The 15330-nt window shown below is 66.2% G+C and carries 13 protein-coding genes; 9 read left to right on the top strand and 4 right to left on the bottom strand.

All coding sequences use genetic code 11. The annotated features are described in order from the left end of the window. The first annotated feature begins 9 nt into the window (after positions 1 to 9). The 9 genes from AC6CHP_RS17210 (at position 10) to AC6CHP_RS17170 (ending at position 10705) form a co-directional block, all read left to right on the top strand. Entirely contained in the window at positions 10 to 1692 is a 1683-nt protein-coding gene (locus AC6CHP_RS17210; protein ID WP_498231241.1) for an ABC-F family ATP-binding cassette domain-containing protein, read from the top strand. A 131-nt stretch (positions 1693 to 1823) separates the two neighbouring features. Beyond that, positions 1824 to 2597 carry a DeoR/GlpR family DNA-binding transcription regulator gene (locus tag AC6CHP_RS17205; protein WP_498231239.1) on the top strand — a complete coding sequence of 258 codons (774 nt, stop codon included), beginning with the start codon at positions 1824 to 1826 and terminating at the stop codon, positions 2595 to 2597. Next, complete coding sequence (locus AC6CHP_RS17200) at positions 2594 to 3787, top strand: MFS transporter (RefSeq protein ID WP_188728432.1); 1194 nt, start codon at positions 2594 to 2596, stop codon at positions 3785 to 3787. Before AC6CHP_RS17205 ends, AC6CHP_RS17200 begins: the two co-directional genes overlap by 4 nt. A 64-nt stretch (positions 3788 to 3851) precedes the next feature. Continuing rightward, the gene (locus AC6CHP_RS17195) at positions 3852 to 5351 is read left to right on the top strand and encodes a bifunctional phosphatase PAP2/diacylglycerol kinase family protein (RefSeq protein ID WP_498231237.1); all 1500 of its coding nucleotides are present in this window, start codon (positions 3852 to 3854) and stop codon (positions 5349 to 5351) included. A gap of 153 nt (positions 5352 to 5504) precedes the next feature. Next, positions 5505 to 6452 carry an ABC transporter ATP-binding protein gene (locus AC6CHP_RS17190; RefSeq protein WP_188728429.1) on the top strand — a complete coding sequence of 316 codons (948 nt, stop codon included), beginning with the start codon at positions 5505 to 5507 and terminating at the stop codon, positions 6450 to 6452. Next, positions 6449 to 7300: an ABC transporter permease gene (locus tag AC6CHP_RS17185; protein WP_188728427.1), complete on the top strand. Its 852-nt coding sequence runs from the start codon at positions 6449 to 6451 to the stop codon at positions 7298 to 7300. The genes AC6CHP_RS17190 and AC6CHP_RS17185 overlap by 4 nt, the downstream gene beginning before the upstream one ends. Before the next feature lie 27 nt (positions 7301 to 7327). Beyond that, the gene (locus AC6CHP_RS17180) at positions 7328 to 8680 is read left to right on the top strand and encodes a sensor histidine kinase (RefSeq protein WP_188728424.1); all 1353 of its coding nucleotides are present in this window, start codon (positions 7328 to 7330) and stop codon (positions 8678 to 8680) included. Continuing rightward, positions 8677 to 9369, top strand: coding sequence for a response regulator (locus tag AC6CHP_RS17175; RefSeq protein WP_188728423.1), 693 nt, complete (start codon positions 8677 to 8679; stop codon positions 9367 to 9369). The genes AC6CHP_RS17180 and AC6CHP_RS17175 overlap by 4 nt, the downstream gene beginning before the upstream one ends. A 34-nt stretch (positions 9370 to 9403) precedes the next feature. After that, positions 9404 to 10705: a M18 family aminopeptidase gene (locus AC6CHP_RS17170; protein WP_498231233.1), complete on the top strand. Its 1302-nt coding sequence runs from the start codon at positions 9404 to 9406 to the stop codon at positions 10703 to 10705. Here AC6CHP_RS17170 and AC6CHP_RS17165 read toward each other — a convergent pair. The 4 genes from AC6CHP_RS17165 to AC6CHP_RS17150 form a co-directional block, all read right to left on the bottom strand. Next, complete coding sequence (locus AC6CHP_RS17165; RefSeq protein WP_498231231.1) at positions 10702 to 11367, bottom strand: NeuD/PglB/VioB family sugar acetyltransferase; 666 nt, start codon at positions 11365 to 11367, stop codon at positions 10702 to 10704. The genes AC6CHP_RS17170 and AC6CHP_RS17165 overlap by 4 nt on opposite strands. Next, on the bottom strand, positions 11364 to 12494 hold the full coding sequence (locus AC6CHP_RS17160; RefSeq protein ID WP_427116792.1) for a DegT/DnrJ/EryC1/StrS family aminotransferase: 1131 nt from the start codon (positions 12492 to 12494) through the stop codon (positions 11364 to 11366). Before AC6CHP_RS17160 ends, AC6CHP_RS17165 begins: the two co-directional genes overlap by 4 nt. A gap of 85 nt (positions 12495 to 12579) precedes the next feature. Next, complete coding sequence (locus AC6CHP_RS17155; RefSeq protein ID WP_427116620.1) at positions 12580 to 13725, bottom strand: Gfo/Idh/MocA family protein; 1146 nt, start codon at positions 13723 to 13725, stop codon at positions 12580 to 12582. A 40-nt stretch (positions 13726 to 13765) separates the two neighbouring features. Then, complete coding sequence (locus tag AC6CHP_RS17150) at positions 13766 to 15328, bottom strand: sugar transferase (RefSeq protein WP_181038133.1); 1563 nt, start codon at positions 15326 to 15328, stop codon at positions 13766 to 13768. Between the last annotated feature and the right edge of the window lie 2 nt (positions 15329 to 15330).

Raw genomic sequence — 15330 nt, 5'->3', positions numbered from 1 at the left:
ATGGAATACGTGGCCCATATTGACGTTTCCGGCATTGACTACTTTCTTTCCGACGGCACCCAACTGCTTAACGGAGTGACCTTCAAAGTCCCGGACGGCACCAAGACCGCACTGATCGGCCCCAACGGCACCGGGAAGACCACCCTGTTCCGCATCATCGCCGGGGACCTGGTGCCGGATGAAGGCGTGATCGGGCGGTCCGGGAACATGGGCATCATGCGCCAGTTCGTGGGCCAGGTCCGGGACGGTTCCACCGTGCGTGACCTCCTGGTGTCCGCCGCCCCGCCTGCCCTGGCGGCAGCGGCGCGCGAGGTGGACGACGCCGAGCTGGCCATGGTGGAGCACGACGACGAGCCAAGCCAGATGCGGTACGCCCAGGCGATCGTGGATTGGGGAGATGCGGGCGGCTACGACGTCGAAACCGTCTGGGACGAGGTTTGCATGGCCGCGCTGGGACTTCCCTTTGACCGCGCGCAGCACCGCCCGGCGTCGAGCCTTTCCGGAGGTGAGCAGAAGCGGCTGGTACTCGAAGCGCTCTTTGCCGGGCCGGACGACCTCCTGCTGCTCGACGAACCGGACAACTACCTTGACGTTCCAGGCAAGCGGTGGCTTGAGGACAAGCTGAACGAGTCCAGGAAAACGGTCTTCTTCATCAGTCACGACCGCGAGCTGCTGAACAATGCCGCGGGGCGCATCGTGACGCTGGAACCCGGCATCAACGGTGCCGGTGCCTGGATCCACGGCGGCGGATTTGGCTCCTACGTGGAGGCGCGGGCAGACCGGAACGCCCGTTTCGAGGAACTGCGGAAGCGCTGGGACGAGGAGCACGTCAAGCTCAAGGAACTCGTCAACATGTACAAGAACAAGGCCGCCTTCCGCTCCGACATGGCCAACCGGTACCACGCAGCCCAGACCCGGCTGGCCAAGTTCCTGGAAATCGGGCCGCCGGAGGCGCTGCCCATCGAGCAGAACGTGCAGATGCGCCTCAAGGGCGGGCGGACCGCCAAGCGGGCCATCGTGGCGGAGAAGCTGGAACTCACCGGGCTCATGAAGCCCTTCTCCACAGAGGTGTGGTTCGGGGACCGCGTTGGCGTCCTGGGCTCCAACGGCTCAGGCAAGTCGCACTTCCTCAGGCTGCTGGCCACCGGCGGAACCGATCCGGAGCGGGAACACCTGCCCGTTTCCGACGTCGAGATCGCCGAAGTGCCGCACGAGGGCACCGTGAAACTTGGCGCCAGGATCCGCCCCGGATTCTTCGCCCAGACCCACGTCCGGCCCGACCTCCTGGGCAAGACGCTGCTGGAAATCCTGCACCGTGGCGATGAACACCGTTCAGGACTCGGCCGGGAGGCAGCGGCCGGGGCGCTGGACGGCTACGGACTCGCAGGTCAGTCGGAACAGAAGTACGAGTCCCTCTCGGGCGGGCAACAGGCACGGTTCCAGATCCTGCTGCTGCAGCTCAGCGGCGCCACACTGCTGCTCCTCGACGAGCCCACGGACAACCTGGACCTGCACTCCGCCGAGGCACTTGAGAAGGCCATCGACCATTTCGAAGGAACCGTCCTCGCCGTGACCCACGACCGTTGGTTCGCGCGCACCTTCGACCGCTTCCTGGTGTTCGGGTCCGACGGCAAGGTGTATGAGTCCGGAGCGCCGGTGTGGGACGAAAAGCGCGTGGTTCGCGTCCGCTGATCCAACGCTCTCTCACTCCCTGCAGCTTTTTGGCGATCCCTCTCTCACCGGTGAGAGAGGGATTGGTGATTTGCGGCGTTAAGTGAGAGAGCGTTCATGATCAAATGATCAGAGTTTGCTAGCATTTGATCATGAAGACTGACGAGCGGCACCGCACCATTGCCGGGCTGCTCCGCCAGCGCCATGAGGTAACCGTGGAGGAGCTGACGGTCGCCTGCGACGCGTCGGGGGCAACCATCCGGCGGGACCTCGAGATCCTGGCAGCGAACGGCGTCCTCCGCCGTGTTCACGGCGGCGCGCGGAGCCTCATCGGGCGCGGCGAAAATCCAGGCTATGGCCAGCGCGAACTGGAGGACCAGGACGCCAAGAAGCGCATTGCGGCCGCAGTAGCAGGGCTGTTGGGGGACCGCGAGCACGTCTGGCTGGACAGCGGCAGCACCGCTACGGAGGTGGCCCGCGCCATGGAAGCGAGGGAACTGACGGTCATGCCGATGTCGCTCAGATCGTTGAACGTCCTCGCGGGCGGCGAACCCACTGCAGGTACCCGCCCTACCCTGCTGCTGCCCGGCGGCAGCCTTGTCCCCGGGGAGCTGAGCTTCCGTGGCCCGCTCGCCGAATCCAACATCCGCTCCCTGCGCTTCGACACCGCTGTTGTGACACCCTGCGCCCTGGACCTCCAGGCAGGCCTCCTGGCCCACGACATCGACGACGCGGCAGTAAAGCGCGCCGGCCTGGAATCGGCCACACGGGTGATCGTGGCTGCCTCCGCCGCCAAATGGGACGCTCAAGCCCGGGCGCTGGTTGCCGGCCTGGAACGGGTGGACGTCCTGGTGACGGACAAGAATTTTAGCGCCGAAGAACGCGCGCAACTCGATGAATACTCCCTGGAAGTAGTGACTGTATGAGCATCAACACCGGTACCGGGCAGCAGGCAGGACTGAACGCTGCCGCCGCAGCCACTTTTGTGGTTTTTGGCATCAACGGCCTGGTCTTTGCCAGCTGGGCCGCGAGGATCCCCGCCGTCACGGAGACCCTGGAGATCACCTCCGGGCAGATGGGCACCCTCCTGCTGTGCACCGCCGTGGGTTCGCTCCTGGCGCTCCCTACCGCCGGGCTGGTGGTGGGCAGGATCGGGACCGCAAACACCGCACGTTTTGGCGGCATCCTGGCGGCCCTCGCGGGTGCCGGAATCGCCGCTTCGCTCTCGGTTGCGTCGATTCCCGGAACGGCCGTTGCCCTGTTCTTCTTCGGGATCGCAATCGGACTTTGGGATGTAGCCCAGAACATTGAGGGTGCCGACGTGGAGCATAAGCTGCGGCGCACCATCATGCCGCAGTTCCATGCAGCGTTCAGCGGCGGTGCCTTCGTCGGTGCACTGATCGGTGCCGGACTTTCCACCGTGGGCGTCGGCCTGCCCCTGCACCTGCTGGTCATCGCCGGTGTGGTTGTTGTGGTGATGCTGACTGCCCCGCGCTACTTCCTCCCGCATATCTCCACCGCCACACCGGACGGAGAACCAAAGGCAGCCAAGGGACCGTCAGCCTGGCGTGACAGCCGCACCCTGCTCATAGGCGTCGTGGTCCTCGGGGCCACCCTGACGGAGGGTGCAGGTAATGACTGGATCGCGAAAGCGTCCGTAGACGGCCTGGGCACCTCTGAATCCACCGGCGCGCTGATGTTCGCCCTCTTCGTGCTGGCCATGACGGCAATGCGGTTCCTTGGCGGCCGCGTCATCGATAAGTACGGCCGTGTTGCTGTCCTGAGGGCGAGCATGGCTGCCGCAGCGGCCGGGCTGTGCCTCTTTGTGCTCGCCGGAAACGTGTGGCTGGCCGCTGTGGGGGCCGCCTTGTGGGGGGTCGGAGCAGCGCTGGCCTTCCCCATGGGCATGTCTGCCGCTGCGGACGACCCGAAGCATGCTGCGACCCGGGTGTCCGTAGTATCCACACTGGGGTATATTTCGTTCCTCGCCGGTCCTCCCCTTCTGGGATACCTCGGCGACCTGACCGGCATACACCTGGCGCTCCTGGCCATTCTCGCGCCGATCCTCCTGGCACTCGTGCTGGCAGGAGCGGCAAAGCCCCTGAGGGCAGGGTAATACGGCGAACGGGCTTTTCCGCGAGGCTGGAGAACCTCCATTCACCGGACGGTAGGGTGATGGAATGCAGAACACCTGGCGAGGAAGCCATCGTTGGATCAGCCGCCTGGACAGATACCTGGTGCGGCATGTCTCGGATCTTCCGGGAGGCAACCATGATGCCTTCTTCCGCCGCCTCTCCGCCTCCGCAAACCACGGAAAACTCTGGATTGCGGCTGCCGCAGCGATGGCCGCCTTTCCGGGACGGCCGCGCCGTGCGGCACTGCACGGCCTCATCGCCCAGGCAGTGGCTTCCGCCGTCACAAACGGTGTTTTCAAAACCCTGCTCCCCCGGGCGCGGCCGCTGCCGGAACATCTTCCGGTGTTCCGGTTCGTCCACCCCCAGCCGACAAGTTCCTCCATGCCATCCGGGCACTCTGCGTCGGCCGTCGCTTTCGCCGTGGGTACAGGACTCGTCCAGCCCGTCATTGGGGCCGTGCTGGCTCCGGTGGCGGCAGGCGTCGCCTATTCGCGCGTCCACACCGGAGCCCACTGGCCTTCGGATGTCTTCTTCGGCTCTGTCCTGGGGGCCGGCGCTGCCCTCCTGACGCGCACGTGGTGGCCGGTGCGCCCCCCTTTCCCGGACGTGGCGCGAACGTGGACCACAGCAGCGGAACTACCCGGCGGCATGGGGCTCAGCATCGTGGTCAACACCCTCGGCGGGTCCTTCACGGAGGAGACGGCTGCCGCCCTGCAAGAGGTATTCCCCAAAGCGCATATTATGTCCGTCCATCCTGACCAGGACTTGCTCCGCGAGATCCGGCAGGCAGCCGAGCATCCCGGCACCCGTGCCCTTGGGGTCTGGGGCGGCGACGGAACCGTCGGAGCCGCGGCAGCTGCCGCCGTCGAGCGTTCCCTGCCCCTGCTGGTCCTCCCCGGCGGTACCCTGAACCACTTTGCCCGGGACGCCGGCACCGGGAGCCTCAAGGAGGCCGTAGCCGCCGCTTCCAGGGGAGAGGCGGCGCTGGCAGACATAGGGATCGTCACGGTGGAGCGCGGATTGGCCGGCAGCCCGGAAAGGGCACAGCTGACCATGCTGAACACCTCAAGTATTGGCCTGTACCCGAACTTCGTGCGCCGCCGGGAACAGCTGCAGCCTGCGCTGGGAAAACCCCTGGCCGGGGTGGTGGCGATGTTCCGTACCTTCGCGGCCGGAACCCACACCACCCTCAGTGTCGACGGCAGGCGGCACAAGGTGTGGATCGCCTATGTGGGGCGGGGCCGGTACTACCCGCGTGACCACGCCCCCTTGTTCCGGCCCGTGATGGACGACGGCGTGCTCGACGTCCGCATGATCACGGCAGACGAGTCATTCGCCCGGCTACGGCTGCTGTGGTCGGTGCTGACGGGTACCGTGGCAACCTCGCGCATCACCCATCTCTCAGAGGCAACCCGGGTGCGCATCGATGCCGGCGGGTCGCCGATGGCTTTGGCGGTGGACGGTGAGGCGCTGGCCGGTGTGCGCAGCGTCGAGTACACGGTGCGCCGCAGGACCCTTGCCTACTACTCGCCACAGCCCCGGTGACCACCGGTCATCCAAGGGGACTACCCTGACCTGTCCCTGAATCATCCCTGAGACCGGCGTAATCCGCCCCGGGCGTGGGTAGCGTGGTGCATACGTACCAGTCTTCTGCAACGCATCCCGCAGTCCACAAGCTGCCGTTCGAAGGAACATTCCATGATTGAGGCAACAGGGCTGACCAAGGTCTACGGCGATAAAACCGCCGTGGATGGGGTCAGCTTCACCGTCCAGGCAGGCCGCGTTACCGGCTTCCTGGGACCCAACGGCGCAGGAAAGTCCACCACCATGAGGATGATCATGGGACTGGACCGGCCGACGTCGGGTTCCGTCACCGTGAACGGGGTGCCGTTCGCGCAGCATGCCGCACCCCTGCGCGAAGTGGGCTCACTCCTTGACGCCAAGGCCGTCCACACCGGCCGCACCGCGTACAACCATCTCCTGGCCATGGCCGCGACCCACAGTATTCCAAGGAAGCGGGTCCAGGAGGTCATCGAGATGACAGGCCTGGGGGAGGTGGCCAAAAAGAAAGTGAAGGGGTTCTCCCTTGGAATGGGGCAACGGCTGGGCATTGCCGCCGCACTGCTGGGAGATCCCCAGACCATCATCCTCGACGAGCCAGTCAACGGCCTGGACCCGGAGGGTGTGGTCTGGGTGCGGAACCTGGTGAAGTACCTCGCATCGGAAGGGCGGACAGTGTTCCTGTCCAGCCACCTGATGAGCGAGATGGCCATGACCGCCGACCACCTGATTGTCATTGGCCGCGGCAGAATCATTGCTGATGCCCCCATCGGCGAAATCATCACGGGCAAGGGCCAGTCCCGTGCCCGCGTCCGGACGGACCAGCCGGAGCAGCTCATGCGCCTGCTCGCGGACGACGGCGTCTCCGTAGAGGTCCAGGACCACGAACTCCTTGAGGTCACGGGCCTGCCCGCCAGGGACATCGCCCGGACAGCCCTGGACAACAGGATCATGGTCTACGAGCTCACTCCCCTCCAGGCAAGCCTCGAGGAGGCGTACATGGAACTGACCAAGGACGAGGTGGAGTACCACTCCCTCATCACCACGGGAGCTGCGGCGCCCACCCATACCGGAGGACAGCAATGAGCACAGCAGCACTTCAATCCAGCCGGCCGCAGGGCACGGCTGGTCCCGGTCCCAGCTTCTTGCGCGTCCTCAACTCGGAGTTCATCAAGTTCCGGACCCTCCTCTCCACCCTGATCCTGGTGGGGTCCACCGTGCTGGTGATGGTGGGCTTTGCCGCCCTGAATGCCTGGGGCATCGGACAGTTTTCCGAGGCATCCCGAAACGATCCCCAGGCAGGTGCGGCCTTCGCCGCCCAGGGCGCTGACCTTACGGCGGGAATCCCGACATCCGGCATCGCGTTCGCGCAGCTCATCATCGGATCGCTGGCGGTTCTGCTCATGAGCTCGGAATTCACCACCGGCATGGCAAGGTCCACCTTCTCGGCGGTGCCCAAACGTACCCCGGCCTTCATCGCGAAGCTGCTGGTGGTGACGGCATGTGCCTTCGTGGTGACCGTGGCGTCGTCCCTGCTCGCGTACGTGGCAGCCACCCCCATCCTGGACAACTACGGTTTTGATATCGACCTCGGTTCCGACCATTCCCGGCGCCTCCTGCTGGTCAGCGGTGTGTACGTGGCAGCAGTGGCGGCAATCGGCATGTCCCTGGGGACACTCCTGCGCAATTCAGCAGGGGGCATCATGTCACTGGTGGGGCTGTTCTTCGTGGTCCCCATCGCCTTCCAGCTCATCCCCGGGGAATTCTTCGAGGAAGCGCGGAAGTACCTGCCGGACAGCCTCTTTGAACGGATCGTGACAGCCTCGCCCGCGGAAGACGCACTGGAGGTCTGGCAGGCCTGGACGTGGCTTGGTGTGTGGGTGGTTGTTCCTGTGGCTGCAGCCATGATCATCTTGAAGAAGCGCGACGTCTAGCATCCACGGAACGGGCGACCCCGACGTATGAACCAAACGGCATTTGTTAAGGACGCGCCGGCCGGGCAGGCCGACGCGTCCTTTGCCGAGCTCACGGCGAGGCGCAAAGGACGGCTTCGCCGGTACCTGCAGCGGCGCCCACTGGTCATGGACGCTGTTGTGGCCGCCAGCTACAGCCTCCTGGTGGCACCCACCGTGGTGGACGCGGCCAGGTCCGGCAACTGGCTTGCAGCCGCCCTGCTGGTGCTGGTGGCGGGGTCCATGTTCCTGCGGCGGTTCTATCCCGTGGGCCTTGTGGCCTTTGTCGCTGTGGTGGAGGTAGCGGTCACCCTGCTCCACCCCTGGGGCTCCAACGTATCCGCGGGACTGTGGTTCTCGCTGTATGCCGTGGCTCTGGCCCACAGCCGCCGCTTCGCACTCATCGCCATGGCCGCGGCTACGGCCCCGCTGGCACTCCTCTATCTCCTGGCGGCCGTGGGACCCATGGAAAACTCCTTCGTCCACGATCCGGGAGTCAACCCGGGCGACTTCCACCTCCTGACCAGCATCGCCACCGGCGCCAGCATCGCCCTGTCCAACATCCTGGCCACCGGCCTCGGCATCAGCGTCCGGCAACGCCGTGAGCACGAGCAGGAGGTCGCCGCCTGGGCCGCCCGGACCGCGAGTCTTGCCTCCGTCAACGAACGGAACCGGATTGCACGCGAAATGCACGATGTGGTGGCGCACTCGCTCACGGTGATGATCAGCCTGTCCGACGGTGCCGCCGTCGTGGTCCGGAAAAGCCCGGAGCGTGCCGGCGAGGTGCTCGGCGAACTGTCCCGGACGGGACGCACCGCCCTCGCTGACATGCGCCGGGTCCTGGGCGTCCTGCGTGATGACACGGGCACCGCTGCGCCCCGGCCGCCGCTGACTGCCGGGGACAGCCTGGCCAGCCTGCTGGACGGCTTCCGCACCGCGGGCCTGCCGCTGCACTACTCCCACACCGGGCCTGCCCTGCCCGGCGATGCTGCGTTCCAGCTCACGGTGTACCGGATCGTTCAGGAATCGCTTACCAACGTGCTCCGCTACGGCCGCGCCCTGACCCGGGTGGATGTCACCGTAGTCCGCTCCGGCTCCACGGTGACCATTGACGTGCTCGACGACGGCTCCGGAGTGACCGGGCATCCCGCCCAGGATGGAGGTACTTCCCCGTCCGGTGCTGCTGGTTCCCACGGATCCGGACAGGGGCTGGCCGGGATGGCTGAACGCTCCAGGATCTATTCCGGTTCCGTGGAAGCGGGGCCCAGCGGCCGGGGCTGGCGCGTGCACGCCGTGCTGTCTTGGCCCGAGGACGACTCCACCGGTTCCATCCGCCCCTACGAACTGCAAGGCAACCCATGACCGGAAACGCACCCATCAACGTCCTGCTGGCTGATGACCAGCCGCTGCTGCGGATGGGATTCCGCCTGATCCTGGAGGGTGAAGAGGATCTGAGGATTGTTGGGGAAGCCTCGGACGGGGCCGACGCGGTGCGGCAGGCCCGGGAGCTGAGCCCGGACGTGGTGCTGATGGACGTCCGCATGCCCGTGCTGGACGGCATCGAGGCAACGCGCGCCATCACCGCCTCCGGTTCCTGTGCCCGGATCATCATCCTGACCACCTTCGACGTGGACGAGTATGCCTTTGCCGGCCTCCAGGCAGGAGCCTCGGCCTTCCTCCTCAAGGACGTGGCGCCGTCGGAATTAGTTAGCGCTGTCCGGGTGGTGGCCAGCGGGGACGCCGTGGTGGCACCGCGCGTCACGCAGCGGCTGCTGGAAACATATGTCCGGGGTGCCGCCCGCCCGGCCCCGGCCGTTCCTGCACCTGACCCCCTGCTGGCGGACCTGACCCCGCGGGAAACGGAAATGCTGGAGGCGATGGCCGAGGGGCTGTCCAACGCAGAAATCGCCCACCGGTACTACCTCTCGGAAGCGACCGTGAAAACCCACGTCCGCCGCATCCTCACCAAGCTGCACCTGCGCGACCGGGTCCAGGCCGTTGTCTACGCGTACGAAACCGGCCTGGTGGTGCCGAGCAACCCGGACTACTGAGATCCGCGGCCCAACGCCGTCTAGACTCGAGACCATGCCTTCCCTTGCCTCCGCCGCAGACCATATCCAGGACCTTGGCGCCTACGTCAGCGCATCGCCGTCGAGCTTTCACGCCGTGCACGAGGCGGGGCGGCGGCTGGAGCAGGCGGGCTTTGCGCGCCTGGACGAACTGCAGCCCTGGGAGGGCGGACCGGGGCAGTACTTCATCATCCGGGACGGCGCGCTGATTGCCTGGGTTGTTCCCGAAGGGGCAGGGCCGGCCACCGGGTTTAACATCCTGGGCGCGCATACGGATTCGCCCACCTTCAAGCTCAAGCCCAAGCCCACCACAGGGGCCCACGGCTGGCTGCAGGCGGGCGTGGAGGTGTACGGCGGACCGCTGCTGAACTCCTGGCTTGACCGGGAGCTGCAGCTGGCCGGACGCCTGGTCATGCTGGACGGCACCGAACACCTGACCGCCACCGGGCCGATGCTCCGGTTCCCGCAGCTGGCCATCCACCTGGACCGCGCTGTCAACGACGGCCTGGCACTGGACAAGCAGCGGCACATGAATCCGGTGTGGGGGCTCGGCAATCCTTCAGATACCGACCTGCTGGCCGTGCTGGCGTCCCACGTTTCCGGCGCGTCCGTGGACGCTGCCGAAATTGGCGGGTACGACGTCGTCATGGCGGACACGCAGGCCCCTTCGGTTTTCGGGGGCAACAGTGAGTTCTTTGCCTCCGGGCGCCTGGACAACCTGTCCTCCACCCACGCGGGGCTGGCGGCGCTGATTGCGCATGCGTCCGCGCCCGGTACCGGCAGCCCGATCGCCGTCCTGGCGGCGTTCGACCATGAGGAAATCGGCTCAAATTCCCGCTCGGGTGCCTGCGGTCCCATTCTTGAGGATGTCCTGGTCCGGATCTCTGACGGGCTGGGCGCCACGGTGAGCCAGCGGCGGCAGGCACTGGCGGCGTCGTTCTGTGTGTCCGCAGACGCCGGACACGCCGTGCACCCCAACTACGCGGAGCGGCACGACCCCGCCAACCATCCGGTGCTCAACGGCGGACCGCTCCTGAAGATCAATGCAAACCAGCGCTACGCCACTGACGCCCCCGGCGCAGCGCTGTGGGCCCGGCTGTGTGCCGATGCCGGCGTGCCCTACCAGGAGTTCGTGTCCAACAATGCGATTCCGTGCGGTTCCACCATCGGTCCGCTGACCGCCACCCGCCTGGGAATCCGGACGGTGGACGTGGGCGTTCCACTGCTCTCCATGCATTCCGCGCGGGAGATGTGCGGCGTGGAGGATCCCTGGCGCCTGGCCGCGGTGACCGGGCTGTTCTTCCGGACGGCCGTCTAGCGGGACGGTTCCTTTCCGAAAGCGAACAGGTGCTGGTCGATTTCGTGGGCGGGGACGCCAACCCACGTTTCTCCGGCAGGGACGTTACTGAGCACGGCAGCGCCCATGCCCACGGTGGCATAGTCGCCCACCGACGTCCTGTCGCGGACGCTGGAATTCATGCCGAGGTAGGCAGCCTTCCCTATCCGGACTCCGCCGCCCAACGACACGCCCGCGCCGAACGTCGCAAAGTCCGCCACGTCGTCGTCGTGGGTGAAAGTCACCGAGGGCATTGCCACCACGTGTGAGCCCAGGGTGACGGCGGCTGTCAGGGTGACATTGCGCAAGAGGATGCTTCCCCGCCCTATCCGGCAGCCTTCGGGGTACTGCACCGAAGGATCCACCGCCGTTGCGTACCGCGATTCATGGATGCCCAGGGACGTGAGGCGGTCCACCACGGATTCCCGGGCCTTCCCGGACGCCAGGCACACCAGCAGGAACGCATGGGTGTAGTTGGCGGCATCATCGATGCTCCCCAGGACAGGCGCCCCGTCCACGGTGACACCTGCCATCTCCTTGTCATCATCCAGCAGGCCAACGACGTCGTACTGGCCACTGCTGCGCACCATCGCCAGGACTTCACGGGCAAGGCCGCTCACTGAAATAAGGATCAGCTCACTCACGTGCCCACCGGGTGCGCTGCGTTCCGGATGGCGTTGATGACGCGGTTGATGCTGGACGAGTCGATCTCATGGAACACGGGGAGGACCAGGGTGCGGTCGCTCAGCCGCTCCGTGGACTGCAGCCTGGCGTTGCCGTTGTCGCGCCAGCGGTACGCCGGCTGGCGGTGCGCGGCATACGCCCCGCGCCGTGCGGTGATGCCGGCGTCGGCCAGTCTTTCCAGCAGGGCCTCGCGAGTTATGGGGAACCCCGGGAGGACTTCCAGCCACAGGGATTGGTAGTTCGTGGTGCCGTACGGAGGATCGGACACGATCCTCAGGCCTTTGAGGCTCTTGAGGGCGTCGACGTACATGCCCGCGATCTTCCGGCGCCGTTCCACCATTTCCGGCAGCCGCCGCAACTGGATGATTCCGACGGCGGCCTGCAGGTCGGTCATGCGGTAGTCGAAGCCAACTTCGAGGCAGACCTCGCGGGGTGACAGGAACAGTTCTTCCCGGTTGAGGGCTGCCAGGCTGCTTGAATGTTCCCGCAGGGCCCGGGCCCGGGCCGCCCAGTCCGCCCGCCGGGTGGTGAGCATGCCGCCTTCCCCGGTGGTGAGGATGTGGTTGGGATGGAAGGACCACACGGTGATGTGGGCGCCGGCGCCCACCGGTTTTCCTTTGTACCGCGAGCCCACCGCGCAGGCAGCGTCTTCGATGACCGTGATTTCGTGGCGGTCGCACAGATCGCGGATGGGGTCCAGGTCCACGGGCACTCCGCCCTGGTCCGCCACGATCACCGCCCGGGTGTCCAGGGTCAGGGCGGCGTGGATGGTCTCCGCGGTCACGTTGCCGGTGGCAGGATCCACGTCGCAGAAGACGGGGCGTGCGCCGACGTACGTCACGGCGTTGGCCGTAGCGATATAGGACAGCGACGGTACAACGACGTCGTCACCGGGACCGATTCCCGCCACCACGAGGGCCAAATGCAGCGCGGTGGTGCAGCTCGACGTGGCTACTGCGAACCTGGCCCCCTGCGCGGCTGCGAAGTCGACCTCGAACTCCTTGACTTTCGGACCTTGGGTGACGCATCCGGAGAAGACCACCTCGGCAAGCGCATGAGCTTCCTCCTGGCCCAGCCAGGGCTTCATTACTTCGATGCGTGCAACAGCTGATTCGGTGGCCACGAGGCACCATCTTTCCTAGGAGGAACGGAACGGAGACCGGCAGTTCGTGTCACCTGGACCACAGGACGCTTTCAAGCCAGGAGCCTGCGGCCTGCTGCTGGTAGTCCTCGGGCCCTGGTACGTGGATGCTCGACGCCTGGCCTTCGAGGCCCCTGCTGCGGGTCACGGCCTCCAACATGCCAAGGACCCGCAGGCCGGACGTATTGGTGGACGGTGCCCGCTGGTGCCCGCGCGCCCGGCGGGCGAACTCGGCAGCCACGCGGTCCCGCGCCTCCTGCCCGAAGGCGGGCGCCTGTCCATCTTCGGCCGGCACCTGAAGTGCGCCCGGCTCCGCCCAGTACGGGGAGCGCCGCCGCTGCTGCGTGGACGAATCGGAGTCGAAGATGCCCAGCTGTTCCTGTGGAAGCGTGGCATCCCACACCAGGACAAGCTGCGAACCTGCAATGACCAGCTGATGGCTTTTCACGCGGCTCAGGTTGTTGACGTGCAGGTGCACCGTGGCGTCGTTGGGAAGCCGGAAAACCACGTGGCCAACACAGTCGCGGCCGGTTCCCAGCGGGTCACCCCCGAGCGCCGAAACTCCCTGGGGGTTGAGCCGCCCGGCGAACACATAGTCAAGGAGGGCAAGGCTGTCCGGGGCCAGGTCCCAGAAGACGTCCCGGTCAGTCCGGGCCAGGTTGCTTTCGGTCCGCACCGCTTCGACGAAAAGGATATCGCCCAGGGATCCGCTGCCCACCAACTTCTGCATCTTTTGCACGGCAGGCTCGAAACACTGGGCCTTGTTTGCCATCAGCACAACGCCCTTGGCGTCCGCCTCGGCAGCCATCTCCTGCCCGCGCTCAAGGCTGTCCGCCAACGGCTGTTCCACCAGGACGTGCTTGCCTGCCCGCAACGCAGTCATTCCGGTTCCGAACAGGGCGCGGAGGGGGGTGGCGATCGCCACCGCATCCACTTCCACGCTGTCCAGCAATTCGTCGATGGCCTCAAACCAGGGCGCACCGCCAAGCTTTTCCGAGACTGTCCCGGCCCGGCGGGAGTCTACGTCGCAGATGGCTGCCAGATCCCAGTCCGGGCTGGCCTGGAGGGTTTCGGCCATGCCCGCTCCGCGGGAACCTGCGCCAACCACCGCGATACGCAACCTGTCTGCGTTAACGCCGTCCCTGCCGTGACCGAAGTCCTTAGCGAAAGCTTCCATTCTCATCCTCTTTGTCAGTAGGCGCCGTCAGCAGGCACCGTCAGTAGGCGCCGGAAGGTTGGATGACGGCACGGAAAGTCCGCCACAAGATCAGCAGGTCACCCGGGATTGACCAGTTTTCGACGTAGTAGAGGTCCAGGCGCACTGCCTCGTCCCAGGACAGGTCCGAGCGCCCGTTGATCTGCCAGAGGCCAGTGAGGCCGGGCTTGATGAGGAGGCGCCGGTGGGTGTGCTGCTCGTACCCGCTGACTTCGCGTGCAAGGGGAGGGCGCGGTCCCACCATGCTCATGTCGCCGAGGACGACGTTCCAAAGCTGCGGGAGTTCGTCCAGGGAGTACTTCCGCATCCACCGCCCGCACCGCGTGACCCGGGGATCATTCCGCATCTTGAACAGGACCCCGGCACCTTCGTTGGTCTCGTGCAGCACGGCCTGGCGCTCCTCGGCATCCACCACCATGGACCGGAACTTGTACATGCCGAAGGTCTGGCCACCCTTGCCAATCCGGTCCTGGCGGAACAGGACGGGACCCGGGCTGTCCAGCCGGACGATGACGGCAAGGAGCAGCAACAGCGGCGAAAGTGCGGTAATGGCGGCACCGGCAAGGACAACGTCCATGACCCGCTTGAGGACGTGCTTGCCGCCGGAATATTGGGGAATGTCCACATGCATGAGCGGAAGACCTTCCACGGGGCGCCAGTGGATACGCGGCCCCGCGACGTTCGTGAGGGTCGCTGCCAGCACCATCTCGGCAGAGCACTCCTCCAGCCTCCACCCCAGTTCCCGGATGAACTTGTTCCCGCCCGGGAGGGGCCCGGCAACAATCACGGCATCGGCCTGCGCGAGGCGGGCAGTCCGGGAAATGTCATCCGTGGAAGAAAGGACGGGCACCAGCTGCTCGCCCACGCGCAGCCTGGCCCCCCGGCGCGAACCGGGAAGGCACACGCCGAGGATCTTGTAGACGGGGCCGGACTTCTTTTCGATCTGTTGGACCACGTACCGGACGTCCTCGGGTTCGCCGACGACGATGGCCCGTGACAGGTGCCGCCCCTTGGCTTTTTCAGTCGCCAGCCGGCGCCGGAAAAGCCAGCGGTTGGCGGTCAGCGACACGGTGCCCACCGGTAAGGCCACGGCGAACATGGTGGCGCCGCTCTGGATCGAGAAGACGACAGAAGCAATGGCAATTAAGCCAAAGAGCCGGAAGGTGGCCGAAATGACCCGTTTGTACTCGTCTGCACCGACACCCAGGACTTTGGGATCGCGTGTCCTGTAGATTTCCAGTGCAGCGATCCAGATCAGTGCCAGTGCAACGCTGGCCGCGATCCCGGCGGCCGTTGATGTCCTGCTCAGAAGCCCTGGACTCGCAAGGTGGTAGCCGAGGGCGACCGCCCCGGCGATCAGCAGCGAGTCCGTGACACGCAACAGGTTGATGTGGACCGAAATCCAGTCCGCGGAGGACGCCTTGCGGTCCAGCGCCGGGGGGACAAGGCTGACGGCCGGGCGGTAGCCGGGAGATACTCCCGGGGCAGGACCGTCGCCCGCCAAAGCGGGACGCTCGCCTGCCAGGCTGCCGGTGAGCGCTGAGCGTTTGGTCCCGTAAAACATGG

The sequence above is a fragment of the Pseudarthrobacter sp. GQ63 genome, from assembly GCF_059758765.1.
The sequence above is the reverse complement of the archived record's forward strand: the minus strand, read 5'-3'. Positions and strand labels throughout refer to the sequence as shown.